Origin of the sequence: Luteibacter sp. 9133 (assembly GCF_000800155.1) — a bacterium.
Lineage (GTDB): Bacteria > Pseudomonadota > Gammaproteobacteria > Xanthomonadales > Rhodanobacteraceae > Luteibacter > Luteibacter mycovicinus.
The window spans coordinates 3386503-3401217 of the sequence record NZ_JUHO01000001.1 but is presented as its reverse complement, the minus strand read 5'-3'; the positions used below and the strand labels follow the sequence as shown (position 1 = coordinate 3401217).

The following is a 14715-nucleotide window of genomic DNA, read 5'->3' as shown; positions in this document are numbered from 1 at the left end:
CCGGTCAGGGTTCCAGGGCGCGCCTCACGTAGGCGCGAATCTGGTCGTCGTTGCGCCTGGAGTAGTAGCGGCAGCTGACGAAGCCGATGGTGTAGTCCTTCATGTTGGTCACGCACCAGCGGGTCTCGGCGTATTCGTGGCGCGCATCCAGCAGGTGACCGAATTCATGAGCCACGATGTGACGCGGCCCCCAGCCCGTGGCCATGGCCACTCCTCGCAGGGCTTCGGATTCACCGTACGTGCCTTCCTGCCTCCATCGGGTCGGTCTGTCACCGACGAAAAGCATGTATTTGGTCAGTCGATCGGGTCGTTCGCCCCGCGCCTCCGCGTACTTCCGCGCGTTGACCAGCAGCTCCCGATAGAGCGCCTCCGGCTTTGCATTCATGTAATCGAGATCGGTGATACCCGGTACGTTGGCCTGCAGGATGACCTTGATCGCGACGCCGGGCCGCACCGCCGTTTCCATATCCTTGATCCACCAGCCCAGGTACCAGTGATGGAACTTCGCGTAATCGGGCTCACCCGCGCGGTCGTGCAGGAAGATCCAGAAGCGCAACGCATCGGGCCCCGCCGGGTCGTCGTCGTTCTCCGGCGGCGTCGGCGAGCGGTTCGCAAGGGCGGCGGCTCGCCGGGAACGCGCCAGCTTGCCTTCCGCGGGTTCGTCGACGGAAATATTCAGCGTCTCGCCAGTCCGGGAGAACACGGCTTCCTGGCCGGCGACGTTACCCGTATACAGCGTGGCGTGATTGCCGTCCGGAAGCACCACGTCGCTGTTGAGGCGCCGGGCCACGAGCACCCGGCGGGCGGTCTGGCCATCTTCGACCGGGAGGGAGAACGCCTGCGGGAGGCCGGCCGACACGTGCTTGTCGAAGGTGGTGACCCGGGCATCGGCGGTCGTGGCGCCCGCGTGCCACGCGGTGGCGAAGAGAATCAGGCTGACGGCGAGTCGGCCGGAGCGAGGCAGGTGCATCGATGCAGAATCCATTCTGTGTGGGGAAATGCGCACATAGCGCGGACAAACCTTACTTTGCGAGCGAAGGCGCACAGAGTCGGCGCCCGCCCCGGAGTCGGGCGGGGCGTGGCAACGGCGATACGTAGGTGCGGGTCCCAATTGCCTTGAGACGGGGCGGCAGTGGCCGCAAATCGCCGCTACCGCTACACTTTCGGTCTTGTTTCCCCACCTGCCCCATGAGGTCGAGATGTTCCCGAAGGATGCAACGATCGCTGGCTATGACGACGAACTCGCCAGGGCCATCGCCGACGAGACCCGTCGCCAGGAAGATCACGTCGAGCTGATCGCCTCCGAGAACTACGCCAGCCCACGCGTCATGGAGGCCCAGGGTTCGTCGCTGACCAACAAGTATGCCGAGGGGTATCCCGGTAAGCGCTACTACGGTGGCTGCGAATACGTGGACATCGCCGAGAAGCTGGCCATCGAGCGTCTGAAGAAGCTCTTCGGGGCGGACTACGCCAACGTGCAGCCGCATTCCGGCTCGCAGGCCAATCAGGCCGTGTACTTCGCGCTGCTGCAGCCGGGTGACACGATTCTCGGCATGAGCCTCGCCCACGGCGGTCACCTGACCCACGGTGCCAAGGTCAATTTCTCCGGCAAGATCTTCAATGCCGTGCAGTACGGCATCGACCCGGAGTCGGGTCTGGTCGACTACGACGAGATCGAAAAGCTCGCCGTCGAGCACAAGCCGAAGATGATCGTCGCCGGTTTCTCGGCTTATTCGCAGATCATGGACTGGGCGCGTTTCCGCGCGATCGCCGACAAGGTCGGTGCGTACCTGTTCGTCGACATGGCGCACATCGCCGGCCTCGTCGCCACGGGGCACTATCCGAGCCCGATCGACCATGCCCACGTCGTGACGTCCACCACGCACAAGACGCTTCGCGGTCCGCGCGGCGGCATCATCGTGGCGAAGGGTCTTGGCGAGGAGCTCGAGAAGAAGCTCCAGTCGATCGTGTTCCCGGGTATCCAGGGCGGTCCGCTGATGCACGTCATCGCGGCCAAGGCCGTGGCCTTCAAGGAAGCGCTCGAGCCCGAGTTCAAGGCGTACCAGGGTCAGGTCGTGAAGAACGCCAAGGCCATGGCGAAGACGCTGATCGAGCGTGGCTACAAGGTGGTCTCCGGCGGTACCGAGAACCACCTGATGCTGGTCGACCTGATCGGCCGCGATGTCACCGGCAAGGACGCGGAAGCGGCCCTCGGCAAGGCGCACATCACGGTCAACAAGAATGCCGTACCTAACGACCCGCGCTCGCCGTTCGTCACCTCGGGCCTGCGCGTCGGTACGCCGGCGATCACCACCCGCGGCTATCTGGAAGCGGACACCATCGAGCTGACCCAGTGGATCTGCGACGTGCTGGACGCGCCGGGCGACGAGGCGGTCATCGCCTCGGTCCGCGAGAAGGTCACGGCGCAGTGCGCCAGGTTCCCGGTTTACGGCTGATCGATGCATTGTCCGTTCTGCCAGCATGAAGACACCCGCGTCATCGACTCCCGCCTCACCGAAGACGGGAGCACGGTGCGTCGCCGGCGCGAGTGTCCGCAGTGCGGCGAGCGGTTCAACACGTTCGAAACGGCGGAACTGAAGCTCCCGGCGATCGTCAAATCCGGCGATCGTCGCGAGCCGTTCGACGAACACAAGCTGCGCGTCAGCTTCGAGAGGGCGCTGCAGAAGCGGCCTGTCGCCAGCGATGCGGTGGACACCGCGGTGCGCGCGGTCATCAACGATCTGCGTCGGCTCGGCGAGCGCGAAGTCCCGTCGCGCCAAGTCGGCGAACTCGTGATGCGTGAGCTCAAACCCCTCGATCAGGTGGCCTACGTGCGCTTCGCGTCGGTCTATCGCCGGTTCGAGGACGTCCACGCGTTCCGCGAGGAAATCGAAAAGCTCGAGCGCGATCTGCCCTCGGTCGAAGGCCTGCAATTGCCGCTGCTGGATGCGGCCAGGCGCGGGCGCAAGGGCTGAGGATGTCGCGGCCGTTCTTCCCCGCCGTGGATCACGTCCACATGGCGCACGCGCTTAGGCTCGCCGGGCACGGGCTCGCCACCACCCAGCCGAATCCTCGCGTGGGCTGCGTCATCGCACGTGGCGACACCGTGCTCGGCACGGGCTGGCACCCGCGTGCCGGCGAACCGCATGCGGAAATCTTCGCCCTGCACGAAGCCGGTGAGTCGGCACGTGGCGCCACGGCGTACGTGACCCTCGAGCCATGCGCACATCACGGCCGCACGCCACCGTGCGCGGATGCGCTGATCGCCGCGGGTGTCGGTCGTGTGGTCATCGCGCACGAGGACCCCTTCGACAAGGTCGACGGCGAAGGCATCGAAAAACTTCGTGCGGCGGGCATCGGCGTGCAGGTCGGTCTGATGCGTGACGCCGCGCACGAACTCAACATCGGGTTCTTCAGCCGGATTCAGCGCGGTCGGCCGTGGGTGCGCGTCAAACTCGCCATGAGCCTCGACGGTCGCACGGCGCTCGCCGACGGCTCGTCGAAATGGATCACGGGCGAAGCGGCGCGCGCGGATGTGCAGCGCTGGCGCGCGCGCTCCTCGGCGATCCTGTCCGCCAGCGGCACCGTCCTCGCCGACGATCCGCAACTCACCGTCCGCCTGCCGGAAGGCCAGTCCTTCGTGCCTCCGCTGCGGGCCATCATCGATACCTCATTGCGTACGCCCGCCGGTGCGCGCGTGCTCGACGGGTCGGCGCCGACGGTTCTGTTCCATGCCGCGGATGCGGCGATTCCCGCGCATCTTGCCGACGTGCAGCGCGCGCCCCTGCGTCGCGAAGCGTCCGGAGGCCTCGACCTGCGCACCGTGCTCCACTGGCTGGCGCTGCGTGACGTCAACGAGGTTCATGTGGAGGCGGGGCCGGTGCTTTGCGGTGCCTTGTTCGCCGCCGGGCTTGCCGACGAACTGCTCGTTTACGTCGCGCCGATCCTGCTGGGTCACACCGGGCGACCGATGCTGCACCTTCCGCCGCTCGACGACATGGCGTCGCGCTGGCGTCTGACCACGGTGGATCGTCGCCAGGTCGGTGACGACACGCGACTGCAGTTGCGCCCGACGTCATGACGTACGCGCGTGTTCGCTGGGGCATCATCGGCTGCGGCGCGGTGACCGAGGTGAAGAGCGGCCCCGCGTTCCAGAAAGTCCCCGATTCCTCGCTGGTCGCGGTGATGCGCCGCGATGGCGACAAGGCGCGCGATTATGCGCAGCGCCACGCTGTTCCTCGCTGGTATGACGACGCCGCGGCGCTCGTCGCCGATCCCGACGTCGACGCGGTTTACGTGGCGACACCGCCGTCGAGTCATCGCGACTATGCGTTGATGGCGATCGCGGCGGGCAAACCGGTGTACGTCGAGAAGCCGATGGCGATCGATCGCACCGAATGCGACGCGATCATCGATGCGGGCAGGGCGGCCGGCGTGCCGGTGTTCGTCGCCTATTACCGCCGCGCTCTTCCGCGCTTCCGGCGTATCGCCGGGCTGCTGCGTGAAGGCGCCATCGGCACGCCGCGGCTGGTCAACGTGGTCCTGCACCATCCGCTCGAAGCGCGCTACCGCGATCCCGAGAATCTGCCGTGGACAGTGCGTCCTGAAATTTCCGGGGGTGGCGTGTTCGTCGATATCGGCTGCCATACGCTGGACATCCTCGACTTCCTGCTCGGCCCCATCGTCGACGCCCGGGGCATGGCCACGAATCAGGCGAACGCTTATGCCGCGGAAGACACCGTCGCCATGGCGTTCCGTTTCGACAGCGGGGTGCTCGGCACGGGCGTGTGGAATTTCTGTGCCGATCGCCGCGAGGACCGCGTCGAGATCGTCGGCGACCGCGGTCGCCTGATCTTCGCCACCTTCGGCGACGGGCCGGTCGTGCTCGAGTCGGACGGGCGCCGCGAAGACATCCACGTCGACAATCCCGAACACATCCAGCAGCCACTGATCGCATCGATCGTGGCGGAGCTGACGGGGAAGGGCGTCTGCCCGTCCACCGCGGAGAGCGGCGCGCGCACCAGCTGGGTCATGGATCAGGTGCTCCGACCCGCTCGCGGCTGATCCGGCCCGGCGGAAGCTTGTATTCGCTGCGTTCGATGCCCATCTCGCTCAGGGCGAGGGATGGCGGCATGCTATTCTCTCGCCTCCACAGCGTCTTCAGGGCGGGGCGAAACTCCCCACCGGCGGTAGGTTTCCGTAAGGAAACGAGCCCGCGAGCGCTCCCGGTGTCATGCCGGGAGGTCAGCAGATCCGGTTCGATGCCGGAGCCGACGGTTACAGTCCGGATGAAAGAAGACGGCGGTCGCACGTTCCCCAGGGAGCGAGCGGCGCCATGCGCCTTGGGGCGTTTTTCGCTCACCACCGCGGGAAACGTTTCATGAAAAACCGACTCTCCATCGCCGCCTCCATCCACGGAGGTCGCTGACATGTTCACCGGCATCATCCAGGCCGTCGGCCGCATCGCGCGGCTGGAGCCGCGTGGCGGTGACGTCCGTCTCGTCGTCGATACCGCTTCCCTCGACATGTCCGATGTCGCCCTCGGCGACAGCATCGCCGTGTCCGGCGTGTGCCTCACCGTGATCGAGTTCGACGCGACGCACTTTGCCGCCGACGTCTCCAACGAGACCCTCGCACACACCACGCTGGGCCAGCACAAGGCCGGCGACCCGGTGAACCTCGAGAAGGCGCTGCGCCTGGCCGACCGCCTCGGCGGTCACCTGGTCTCCGGTCACGTGGATGGCGCCGGCAAGGTCGTCTCCGTCGTCCCGGACGGGCGTTCTCAGCGCTGGACCTTCGAAGTGCCGGCCGACCTCGCTCGCTACATCGCGCACAAGGGTTCGGTTTGCATCGATGGCACCAGCCTCACGGTGAATGAAGTGAGCGGTCACCGTTTCGGGGTGAACCTCATCCCCCATACCGTCGAACATACGGCGTTCTCGGATCGCCGTCCCGGCGACGCCGTGAACATCGAGGTCGACGTGGTCGCCCGTTACGTCGAGCGCCTGCTCGCCAGTGGCGATGCCCCGCGCCTCGACGAGGCCTTTCTGAAACAGCACGGTTTCGCCTGAGGAATCCCGGCATGTCTTTCCATACCATTCCCGAGATCCTCGAGGATCTTCGTCAGGGGCGCATGGTCGTCATCCTCGACGACGAAGACCGTGAGAACGAAGGCGATATCGTGATGGCCGCCGAGAAGGTCCGTCCCGAGGACGTCAACTTCATGGTCCGCGAGGCCCGTGGGCTGCTCTGCCTCACCCTCACGGAGCGGCATACCCGCCAGCTGGGGCTGAAGCCGATGGTCAGCGACAACACGTCGCCCTACCACACCAACTTCACCGTCTCGATCGAGGCCGCGGAAGGCGTCACCACCGGCATCTCGGCGCAGGACCGCGCGCACACGATCCGCGTGGCCGCCGCGAAGGATGCCAAACCGGCCGATATCACCATGCCCGGCCACATCTTTCCGCTCACGGCACAGGCCGGTGGTGTCCTGAGCCGCGCGGGCCACACCGAAGCGGGTTGCGATCTCGCCGCGCTGGCCGGACTCGAGCCATCGTCGGTGCTGATCGAGATCCTCCACGACGACGGTTCGATGGCGCGCCGTCCCGAGCTGGAGATCTTCGCCGCGAAGCACGGGCTGAAGATCGGCACCATCGCCGACCTCATCCGCTACCGCCTTGAAACCGAGAAGACGGTCGAGCGTGTGCACGAAGAAGATGTCGACACGGAGTTCGGTGCTTTCCGCCTGGTCGCTTTCCGCGATGCGATTCGTGACGGTCTGCACTTCGCGCTGGTGCGCGGCGACGTCGCCGATGGCGAGCCGGTGCTGACCCGGGTCCACGTCCGCAACACCTTGTCGGATGTGCTTCACCTGAAGCGGGACGACCTCGGCCAGACGGTCACCGATGCCTTGCGTCGCATCGACGAGGCGGACCGTGGCGTCCTCGTGGTCCTTTCCGGTGGCGACACGGCCGAGTCCTTGCTCGGCCGGCTCAAGCGGGACGTCGCGGCGACGCCCGTCCCCGGGGACGATCAGGAATGGCGACAACTGGGCCTCGGTGCGCAGATCCTGGCGGACCTGGGGGTCAGACAACTGCGTGTCATGGGGACCCCGCGTCGCTTCGTCGGCATCGCGGGTTTCGGGCTCGAGGTGGTGGAACAGGCAGGCTGAGCCCGGCGGGTTGCCATCCCGCCGCCTACCCCTTATTGCTAGGCAGTCCCTGGCAGACCACGCAGACTCCATGCCCCAGACCTACGACATCCGTCTCATCGCCCCGTCCGGCTACCCGCAATCCGCTGAAGCCATGCAGCGAGGCATCGCCCGCCTCGAGGCCGCAGGCCATCGGGTGAGTGGTCTGGAGGTCCTCTCGCGACGCGAACTCCGGTTCGCGGGCAGCGACGCCCAGCGCGCCGCGGACATCAACGCGCTCGCCGATCCGTCGCGGGAGCTGCCGGATATCGCGCTTGCCATCCGTGGCGGCTACGGTGCGCATCCCATCCTTCCCCTGCTCGACTACGACGGCCTGGCAAAGCGGCTGCGCGATGCACCGATCGCCCTGGTGGGGCAGAGCGATTTCACCGCCGTGCAATGCGCTCTGTATGCGAAGTCCGGCCTGATCACGCTCGGCGGCCCCATGCTCGGCGGCGATTTCGGGGCGTTGCATCTCGACGAACTGACCTGGAAAAGCTTCTGGCAGACGCTCTCCTCGGCGGAGGGCTCGGCGACGTGGGCCGCGCCGGCAACCGTCGACCTCGCCGTCGAAGGTCCGGTCTGGGGCGGCAACCTTGCGATGCTCGCCGGCTTGGCGGGCACGCCTTACTTTCCCGCCATCGAAGGCGGCATTCTGGTGGTCGAGGATCTGGCCGAGCCGCCTTATCGCGTGGAGCGCATGCTTTATCAGCTGCTCCATGCCGGTGTCCTGCGTCGACAGGCCGCCCTGGTCATGGGCGACTTCATCAACTACCGCGTGACCGAATACGACAACGGCTATGACGTCGATGTCGCCTTCGACCGGATCGCCGCTGCCAGCGGCATACCAGTGGTGCGCGGCCTGCCTTTCGGCCATGGGCCGAGCAAGTTCACCCTGCCTTTCGGCGCCCCGGCACGGCTTCGCGTCGCCGCCGGCGAGGCCGCTCTCACGTTTACCGGCCACCCCCGGCCGAAAACCCCGTAAAATACCCGGCCGCGCGGCGGCCGATCCGCCACAGGACAACCGAACATGAAGATCATCGAAGGCGATTTCGCCACCCCCAAGGGCCGTTTCGCCATCGTCGCGGGCCGTTTCAACAGCTTCGTCGTCGAGCCGCTGATCCAGGGCGCGCGTGACACCCTCGTCCGTCATGGCGTGAACGACGACGCGATCGACCTCATCCGCGTTCCTGGCGCCTGGGAAATCGCTCAGGCCGCTTATAAGGTAGCCGGCGCCGGCAACTACGCCGCGGTGATCGGCCTGGGCGCGGTCATCCGCGGTTCCACGCCACACTTCGACTACGTGGCCGGCGAAGCCGCCAAGGGTCTCGGTCAGGCCGCCTACGCGTCCGGCGTACCGGTGTCGTTCGGCGTGCTGACCACCGACAGCATCGAGCAGGCCATCGAGCGCGCCGGCACCAAGGCCGGAAACAAGGGCAGCGACGCGGCCATGGTTGCGATCGAAATGGCCAACCTCTACACGAAGCTGGGTAAATGAACACTCCTCCTCACGGTATCGACCTCGCCGCGCGTTCGCGCGCACGCCGCCGCGCGCTGCAGGCGCTATATGCCTGGCAGGTGGGTGGCTCGAAAATGGGCAGCGTGATCGAGCAGTTCCGCCACGAGCAGGACATGGTCGTCGCCGATCTCGAATACTTCGAGGACATCCTGCGCGGCGTCGAGAAGCACGTGAAGGAACTGGACGACGGCATCAAGCCCTTCGTCGACCGTGAGGTGTCGCAGATCGACCCCATCGAGCTGTCGGCCCTGCGCATGGGTGCCTACGAGCTGAAATACCGCCCGGACGTGCCGTATCGCGTGGTGATCAATGAGGCCGTGGAAGCCACCAAGCGGTTCGGCGCCGATCACGGCCACAGCTATGTGAACGGTGTTCTCGACAAACTCGCGACGCACTGGCGTACGGCCGAGAAGCGATCCTGAGCGGACCGCGAATCCTCGCGGGACAAGGAACCTGCATGGAATTCGACCTGATCGATCGTATCCGTCGCCACACAAGCGTCCATCGCGACGATGTGGTGACCGGCATCGGTGACGATGCCGCCGTGGTGGCGGTACCGGCCGGACGTGAGCTCGCGATCGCCGTGGACACCCTCGTCGAGGGTGTCCACTTTCCCGTCGGCACGTCCGCATCCGATATCGGCTGGAAAGCGCTGGCGGTCAATCTGTCGGATCTGGCGGCCATGGGTGCCACGCCCGCGTGGGCGTTGCTCGCGCTGACGACGCCCGATGGCGATGAAGCCTTTTTCGACGGCCTCGCGCAGGGCTTCGCCGAACTGGCGACGCCTTATCGGCTCGCCCTGATCGGTGGCGACACCACGCGCGGCCCGCTTACCGTCACCGTTGCCGTGCATGGCTTTACCGCACCTGGCGAGGCGCTGCTCCGGTCGGGCGCGCGCGTCGGCGACGTGGTGATGGTCACCGGGACGCTCGGTGACGCCGCCGCGGGTCTGCGTTGCCTCGATGAAGCCGACACGACGCCTTACGCCGCCATGATCGAGCGACTGAATCGCCCTGTGCCGCGTGTCGCGGCAGGGCAGGCGCTGCGTGGCGTGGCAACGGCGTGCATCGACGTCTCGGACGGCCTGGTCGCCGACCTTGGCCACATCTGCACGGCGAGCAACGTGGGCGCGTCCATCGATGCCGCCCTGCTGCCCCGTTCGTCGGCGCTGCTGACGCACTTCGCCGAGGCCGACGCACAGGATTTCGCTCTGAGCGGTGGCGACGACTACGAGCTGTGTTTCACCGTACCAGCCGACAAGGCGGCCGAAGTCGGCGCCGTGCTGTCGCGGCTGGGTTGTGGCGCGACACGCATCGGCCGCATAGTCGAAGGTGCCGGTGTGCGCGTGGTCGATGCGGCAGGTGAAACCCTCATGCCCGCTCGCAGCGGCTGGAATCACTTCGCGGCATGAGCACGAAGTACGTCCTCGATCCTGCCGATCGTCGTCGCCTGCTGGCCTCGCCCTGGGGCTGGATCGCGTGCGGCTTCGGCTCCGGACTGACGCCGAAGGCGCAGGGGACGTTCGGGTCGCTGGCGGCGATCGTTCCGTGGCTGTTGCTGCGGGAGCTGTCCGTGCCGGCCTGGCTCGTCATCATCGCCCTGTCGTTCGCGCTGGGCGTATGGGCCTGCGAAGTCGCCGGGCGCCTCCTTGGCGTGGCCGATCATCGCAGCCTCGTCTGGGATGAATTCGTCGGGCAATGGATCGCCTTGCTGCCTGCGCTGCTTGCACCGTGGTGGGCCGTGGCTGCCGGATTCCTCCTGTTCCGTCTGTTCGACGTGTGGAAACCTTGGCCGATCGCCTGGTTCGACCGTCGCGTGAAAGGCGGCTTCGGTGTCATGCTCGATGACGTCATCGCCGGTATCTTCGCCGGTATCGTGCTGTTGTCGATTCTTCACTTCGTTCGCTAGGAACTCGCCATGGAATACCGTCGCCTCGGTTCGACCGGTCTCAAGGTTTCGGCGCTGTCGTACGGCGCGTGGGTCACGTTCGGTCGCCAGGTCGGCCGGTCGGAAGCGCGTGAGCTGATCGCGCTGGCCTACGACCATGGCGTGAATTTCTTCGACAACGCCGAGACGTACAACGCGGGCGATGCCGAGCGCCTGATGGGCGACGTGATCGCCGACCTGCGTCTGCCGCGCGACGCGTACACGGTGTCGAGCAAGGTGTTCTTCGGCGCGGTGAAAGATCCGAAGCCGACGCAGCGCGGCCTCTCGCGCAAGCACGTGTTCGACGCCTGTCATCAGGCGCTCGATCGCCTACGCGTCGATTACCTCGACCTGTATTTCTGCCACCGCGCCGATCCGGATACGCCGATCCTCGAGACGGTGCTGGCGATGGACACGCTGGTCCGGCAGGGCAAGGTCATGTACTGGGGCACCAGCGAATGGGCCGCCAGCGAGATCGAGGAAGCGCACCGGCTTGCGCGCGAACATCATCTCATCGCGCCGTCGATGGAGCAGCCGCAGTACAACCTGTTGCATCGCGAGCGCTTCGAGCAGGAGTACGCACCGCTGTACGAGCGCTACGGCATGGGCACCACGATCTGGTCGCCACTGGCGTCGGGGCTGCTCACGGGCAAGTACAACGACGGTATCCCTGACGACTCACGCATGGGCCACGCCGACTACGCATGGCTGCGTGAGTCGCTGCTCGGTAACGACGGCGCGCGACTGGAAATGGTGCGTTCGCTCGCCCCGATTTCGGCTGATCTCGGCATTCCGCTGGCGCGGTTGTCGCTTGCCTGGTGTCTGAAAAACCCGAACGTTTCGACCGTGATCCTCGGTGCAAGCCGCACCTCTCAGCTCGAAGAAAACCTCAAGGCGCTGGACGCTGTGAAGTTGCTCGACGATGGGGTCATGCGCCGTATCGAAGCAGAGCTGTCGCGCTGAGGCGGGGAGTCGCCGGCTGACATTCTTGTCGCTAGGTCCTCCTACGGCCTTCGCCTTCGTGCGGAAGCGCTCCAAGAACGCCAGCCGGCGACTCCCTTGCAGCGTTACGTTGCAGTGGGGTGCGAGCAGAGCACTCTCCGCTTTCCTGCCTGCAACCTCAGGAGTCGGAGGGTGCTGTTGGGTGCCGTTCTCGGAGCGCTTCCGCACGTAGGCGAAGGCCGAAGGAGGACTTAGCGACGAGAAGGGCACCCAACAGTACCCCTTCGTCAGCGCGTGCTGTGCAAACGTGCGGCTGCGCCCGTCACGGCGATAATGCTCAAATGTCGCCGTAAAGCGCCTGCAAGGCTGCAATCGCCGCCAGACCCGCTGTTTCCGTCCGCAGGATTCGTGGTCCCAGCTTCAGTCCCGCAAACCCGTGCGCCGCCAGCGCCACACGGTCCCTGTCTCCGAACCCGCCTTCGGGGCCAATAGCCAACATCGCCGCACCCGTCAGTCCGAGTTCGCCGGCGCGCTTCGTTCCTTCGGGCAGTAGCGCGAGCCGCATCGGGCCGCCTTCGCCCAGCGAGGAAAGCCAGGTCGCCATCGGTACGGCGGCTTCCACCTGCGGCACCCGGGCGCGTCCCGACTGCTCGCATGCGCTGGCGGCGACCGCGCGCCAGTGGAGCAGGCGTTTCTCGGAGCGCGCCGCGTCCAGCTTCACTTCGGAACGCTCGGTCAGGATCGGCACGATGCGGGCGATGCCCAGTTCGGTGGCCTTCTGCACGATCAGGTCCATTTTCTCGCCGCGCGCCACGCCCTGTACCAGGGTGAGCGACAGCGGGGATTCGTTCTGGAGCTGCCGCCCTTCGCCCACGCTCGCCACCACTTCGCGTTTGCCCACGCTGGTCAGCGTGGCATCGAACTCCGTGTCGTCGTGGCCTGAAAACAGCACGACCGGCGAGCCGGCCTCCATGCGCAGGACGCGGGCGACGTGCTCGCCCGCCTGGGCGGGCAGGGTGATGTCAACTCCGCTGGTCAGCGGCATGTCGACATGGATGCGGATGGTGCGCATGGTGGGGCCTTCTGTCACGGAACATGCATTGTAGCCAGCGATGCGGACGGCTATCGTCGTCCCATCGACGAAGGAGCCGCGTAATGCCGATCGCCTGGTACTTCGATTTCGTCTCCATGTTCAGCTGGCTGCAGTGGCCGGCGGTGCGCGAACTGGCTCAGGAGCGGGAGGTCGTGCTGCGGCCGATCCTGTTCGGCGGCCTGCTGAAGCAGATGGGGCAGCGCGGCCCGGCGGAGATCCCGCGCAAGCGCGAGTTCACCTATCGGTACGCGCTGTGGCGGGCACGGCAGGCGAACGTGCCGCTGAAGTTTCCCCCGACCCATCCGTTCAATCCGCTGGCGGCGCTGCGCCTGTGTGTTGCCGCCGGGTCGACGCCCGAGGCCGTCGGTGCCATCTTCGAGTGGATATGGGTGCATGGCCGTGCGGCGGATACGCCCGAGACGATCCAGCCACTGGCGACGTCGCTGGGCATCGGCGACGTCAGCGCCGCGCTCTCCGCGCCCGACGTCAAAGCCGCCCTGCAGGCGAATTTCGAACAAGCGATGCGCGATCAGGTCTACGGTGTGCCGACGCTGGCGATCGGCAACGAGCTGTTCTGGGGCGCGGATGCGCATGCGTTTGCGATGGATTACCTCGCTCATCCCGAGCTGTTCGATGACAGTGAGATGGCGCGGCTGGGCAATTTGCCTGTCGGGCTTTCGCGCAGTTAGGCAGCCGCTTTTTCGATTCCCGCGATCGCCGTATCCACCATGAAGTCGATCTCGTCTTCCGTGATGCAATACGGCGGCATGAAGTAAACGATGTTGCCGAGCGGCCGCAGCAATGCTCCGTTCTCCAGTCCGTGGCGATACACCCGCAGACCACGTCGATCGGCGGCCGGGAACGGCGTGCGCGAGGCTTTGTCGGCGACCAGTTCGATCGCCGCGATCATGCCGGTCTGACGCACCTGCGCCACATGAGGATGATCCACCAGCGGAGCGATACGCTTAGCCATGTGAGCTGCAAGCACGCGATTGCGCTCCAGCACCGGATCGTCACGGAAGATCTTGAGCGTCGCGGTTGCGGCGCGGCAGGCCAAAGGATTGCCGGTGTAGCTGTGCGAATGCAGGAAGGCCTTGCCCGCCGCATATTCCGCATAGAACGCCTGATACACGTCGTTCGTCGTGACCACGGCGGACAGCGGCAGGAACCCGCCGGTGAGGCCCTTCGACAGGCACATGAAATCCGGCGACACGACTGCCTGCTCGCAGGCAAACAACGTGCCGGTACGGCCAAAACCCACGGCGATCTCGTCAGCGATGAAGTGCACGTTGAACTCGTCGCACAGGGCGCGCAGCCCGGTGAGGTATGAAGGGTCGTACATACGCATACCGCCGGCGCACTGGACCAGCGGCTCGACGATCACTGCACAGGTTTCGTGCGCGTGGCGTTCGAGGATCGTGCGCATCTCGCCGAGACGCCGGGTGGCTATCTCCCGGGGAGTCTCGCCTGGCTCGCCTTCAAACGTATCCGCGGAGGGCGCCAGTTCCGGTGTGAGCAGCAGCGGCGCGTAGGTCTTGCGGTAAAGCGCCACGTCGCTCACCGACAGAGCGCCCAGCGTCTCACCGTGGTAGCTGCCGGTAAGGGCGATGAAGCGGGTCTTCTCGCCGTGGCCCTGATTCAGCCAGTAATGGAAGCTCATCTTCAGCGCGACTTCGATGGCGGCGGAGCCGTTGTCGGCGAGGAATACCCGGTCGAGGCCCTTCGGCGTGATCCGGACCAGTTCCTCGGCCAGTTCCACGGCGGGCTCGTGGGTGAAGCCGGCGAAGATCACGTGCTCCAGCCGGTCGAGCTGGTCCTTCAGTGCCCCGGCGATGCGCGGCTCGGCGTGGCCGAAGAGATTCGTCCACCAGGAACTGACGGCATCGAGGTAGCGTTTCCCATCCGCACCCACCAGCCATGCCCCTTCGCCGCGTACGACGGGTACCATGGGCAGGGTTTCGTGGTCGTGCATCTGGGTGCACGGGTGCCAGAGGACGGAGAGATCGCGTGCGATAAGGGTGTCGGTCATCCGCCCATGATCGC

General features: G+C 66.2%; 16 protein-coding genes and 1 riboswitch. Of the genes, 13 read left to right on the top strand and 3 right to left on the bottom strand.

Annotated elements, in window-relative coordinates; genetic code table 11:
* Positions 1-4: 4 nt before the first annotated feature.
* Positions 5-970 (bottom strand): hypothetical protein, encoded by a 966-nt coding sequence (locus tag FA87_RS14870; RefSeq protein ID WP_043695596.1) that lies wholly within the window; start codon positions 968-970, stop codon positions 5-7.
* A 229-nt stretch (positions 971-1199) separates the two neighbouring features.
* Here FA87_RS14870 and glyA point away from each other — a divergent pair, with 229 nt between their 5' ends.
* The 12 genes from glyA (at position 1200) to FA87_RS14810 (ending at position 11600) form a co-directional block, all read left to right on the top strand.
* Positions 1200-2456, top strand: a complete 1257-nt coding sequence (gene glyA, locus FA87_RS14865; protein WP_036110770.1) for a serine hydroxymethyltransferase — start codon at positions 1200-1202, stop codon at positions 2454-2456.
* Between the two features lie 3 nt (positions 2457-2459).
* Complete coding sequence (gene nrdR, locus FA87_RS14860; protein WP_036110772.1) at positions 2460-2975, top strand: transcriptional regulator NrdR; 516 nt, start codon at positions 2460-2462, stop codon at positions 2973-2975.
* A 41-nt stretch (positions 2976-3016) separates the two neighbouring features.
* Positions 3017-4081, top strand: coding sequence for a bifunctional diaminohydroxyphosphoribosylaminopyrimidine deaminase/5-amino-6-(5-phosphoribosylamino)uracil reductase RibD (gene ribD, locus FA87_RS14855; RefSeq protein WP_036117160.1), 1065 nt, complete (start codon positions 3017-3019; stop codon positions 4079-4081).
* Positions 4078-5064: a Gfo/Idh/MocA family oxidoreductase gene (locus tag FA87_RS14850; RefSeq protein ID WP_043695593.1), complete on the top strand. Its 987-nt coding sequence runs from the start codon at positions 4078-4080 to the stop codon at positions 5062-5064. Before ribD ends, FA87_RS14850 begins: the two co-directional genes overlap by 4 nt.
* An 88-nt stretch (positions 5065-5152) precedes the next feature.
* A riboswitch (FMN riboswitch) is annotated at positions 5153-5304 on the top strand.
* A 125-nt stretch (positions 5305-5429) separates the two neighbouring features.
* Positions 5430-6071, top strand: a complete 642-nt coding sequence (locus FA87_RS14845; protein WP_043695590.1) for a riboflavin synthase — start codon at positions 5430-5432, stop codon at positions 6069-6071.
* An 11-nt stretch (positions 6072-6082) separates the two neighbouring features.
* Positions 6083-7174, top strand: coding sequence for a 3,4-dihydroxy-2-butanone-4-phosphate synthase (gene ribB / locus FA87_RS14840; RefSeq protein ID WP_043695587.1), 1092 nt, complete (start codon positions 6083-6085; stop codon positions 7172-7174).
* A gap of 70 nt (positions 7175-7244) precedes the next feature.
* Positions 7245-8177 (top strand): muramoyltetrapeptide carboxypeptidase, encoded by a 933-nt coding sequence (gene ldcA, locus FA87_RS14835; protein WP_043695584.1) that lies wholly within the window; start codon positions 7245-7247, stop codon positions 8175-8177.
* A gap of 45 nt (positions 8178-8222) precedes the next feature.
* A complete protein-coding gene (ribE, locus tag FA87_RS14830; RefSeq protein WP_036110782.1) occupies positions 8223-8690 on the top strand; it encodes a 6,7-dimethyl-8-ribityllumazine synthase in 468 nt (155 codons plus the stop codon).
* Complete coding sequence (gene nusB, locus FA87_RS14825; protein ID WP_036110783.1) at positions 8687-9133, top strand: transcription antitermination factor NusB; 447 nt, start codon at positions 8687-8689, stop codon at positions 9131-9133. The genes ribE and nusB overlap by 4 nt, the downstream gene beginning before the upstream one ends.
* Before the next feature lie 35 nt (positions 9134-9168).
* Positions 9169-10122 (top strand): thiamine-phosphate kinase, encoded by a 954-nt coding sequence (gene thiL / locus FA87_RS14820; RefSeq protein WP_036110786.1) that lies wholly within the window; start codon positions 9169-9171, stop codon positions 10120-10122.
* Positions 10119-10619, top strand: coding sequence for a phosphatidylglycerophosphatase A (locus FA87_RS14815; protein ID WP_043695581.1), 501 nt, complete (start codon positions 10119-10121; stop codon positions 10617-10619). Before thiL ends, FA87_RS14815 begins: the two co-directional genes overlap by 4 nt.
* A gap of 9 nt (positions 10620-10628) precedes the next feature.
* The gene (locus FA87_RS14810) at positions 10629-11600 is read left to right on the top strand and encodes an aldo/keto reductase (RefSeq protein WP_043695579.1); all 972 of its coding nucleotides are present in this window, start codon (positions 10629-10631) and stop codon (positions 11598-11600) included.
* 316 nt (positions 11601-11916) lie between these two features.
* Here FA87_RS14810 and FA87_RS14805 read toward each other — a convergent pair whose 3' ends face one another.
* Entirely contained in the window at positions 11917-12651 is a 735-nt protein-coding gene (locus FA87_RS14805) for a 16S rRNA (uracil(1498)-N(3))-methyltransferase (protein ID WP_043695576.1), read from the bottom strand.
* Between the two features lie 83 nt (positions 12652-12734).
* On the opposite strand from FA87_RS14805, the gene FA87_RS14800 reads away from it, so the two are divergent.
* Positions 12735-13361 carry a 2-hydroxychromene-2-carboxylate isomerase gene (locus FA87_RS14800; protein WP_043695573.1) on the top strand — a complete coding sequence of 209 codons (627 nt, stop codon included), beginning with the start codon at positions 12735-12737 and terminating at the stop codon, positions 13359-13361.
* Here the strand turns inward: FA87_RS14800 and FA87_RS14795 are convergent.
* On the bottom strand, positions 13358-14701 hold the full coding sequence (locus FA87_RS14795; RefSeq protein WP_043695570.1) for an adenosylmethionine--8-amino-7-oxononanoate transaminase: 1344 nt from the start codon (positions 14699-14701) through the stop codon (positions 13358-13360). The two genes, FA87_RS14800 and FA87_RS14795, sit on opposite strands and share 4 nt — an antisense overlap.
* Positions 14702-14715 lie beyond the last annotated feature (14 nt).

Coding starts and splice junctions, on each gene's coding strand:
- FA87_RS14870 (WP_043695596.1), bottom strand. CDS start 970: ATGCACCTGCCTCGCTCCGGCCGACTCGCCGTCAGCCTGATTCTCTTC.
- glyA (WP_036110770.1), top strand. CDS start 1,200: ATGTTCCCGAAGGATGCAACGATCGCTGGCTATGACGACGAACTCGCC.
- nrdR (WP_036110772.1), top strand. CDS start 2,460: ATGCATTGTCCGTTCTGCCAGCATGAAGACACCCGCGTCATCGACTCC.
- ribD (WP_036117160.1), top strand. CDS start 3,017: ATGGCGCACGCGCTTAGGCTCGCCGGGCACGGGCTCGCCACCACCCAG.
- FA87_RS14850 (WP_043695593.1), top strand. CDS start 4,078: ATGACGTACGCGCGTGTTCGCTGGGGCATCATCGGCTGCGGCGCGGTG.
- FA87_RS14845 (WP_043695590.1), top strand. CDS start 5,430: ATGTTCACCGGCATCATCCAGGCCGTCGGCCGCATCGCGCGGCTGGAG.
- ribB (WP_043695587.1), top strand. CDS start 6,083: ATGTCTTTCCATACCATTCCCGAGATCCTCGAGGATCTTCGTCAGGGG.
- ldcA (WP_043695584.1), top strand. CDS start 7,245: ATGCCCCAGACCTACGACATCCGTCTCATCGCCCCGTCCGGCTACCCG.
- ribE (WP_036110782.1), top strand. CDS start 8,223: ATGAAGATCATCGAAGGCGATTTCGCCACCCCCAAGGGCCGTTTCGCC.
- nusB (WP_036110783.1), top strand. CDS start 8,687: ATGAACACTCCTCCTCACGGTATCGACCTCGCCGCGCGTTCGCGCGCA.
- thiL (WP_036110786.1), top strand. CDS start 9,169: ATGGAATTCGACCTGATCGATCGTATCCGTCGCCACACAAGCGTCCAT.
- FA87_RS14815 (WP_043695581.1), top strand. CDS start 10,119: ATGAGCACGAAGTACGTCCTCGATCCTGCCGATCGTCGTCGCCTGCTG.
- FA87_RS14810 (WP_043695579.1), top strand. CDS start 10,629: ATGGAATACCGTCGCCTCGGTTCGACCGGTCTCAAGGTTTCGGCGCTG.
- FA87_RS14805 (WP_043695576.1), bottom strand. CDS start 12,651: ATGCGCACCATCCGCATCCATGTCGACATGCCGCTGACCAGCGGAGTT.
- FA87_RS14800 (WP_043695573.1), top strand. CDS start 12,735: ATGCCGATCGCCTGGTACTTCGATTTCGTCTCCATGTTCAGCTGGCTG.
- FA87_RS14795 (WP_043695570.1), bottom strand. CDS start 14,701: ATGACCGACACCCTTATCGCACGCGATCTCTCCGTCCTCTGGCACCCG.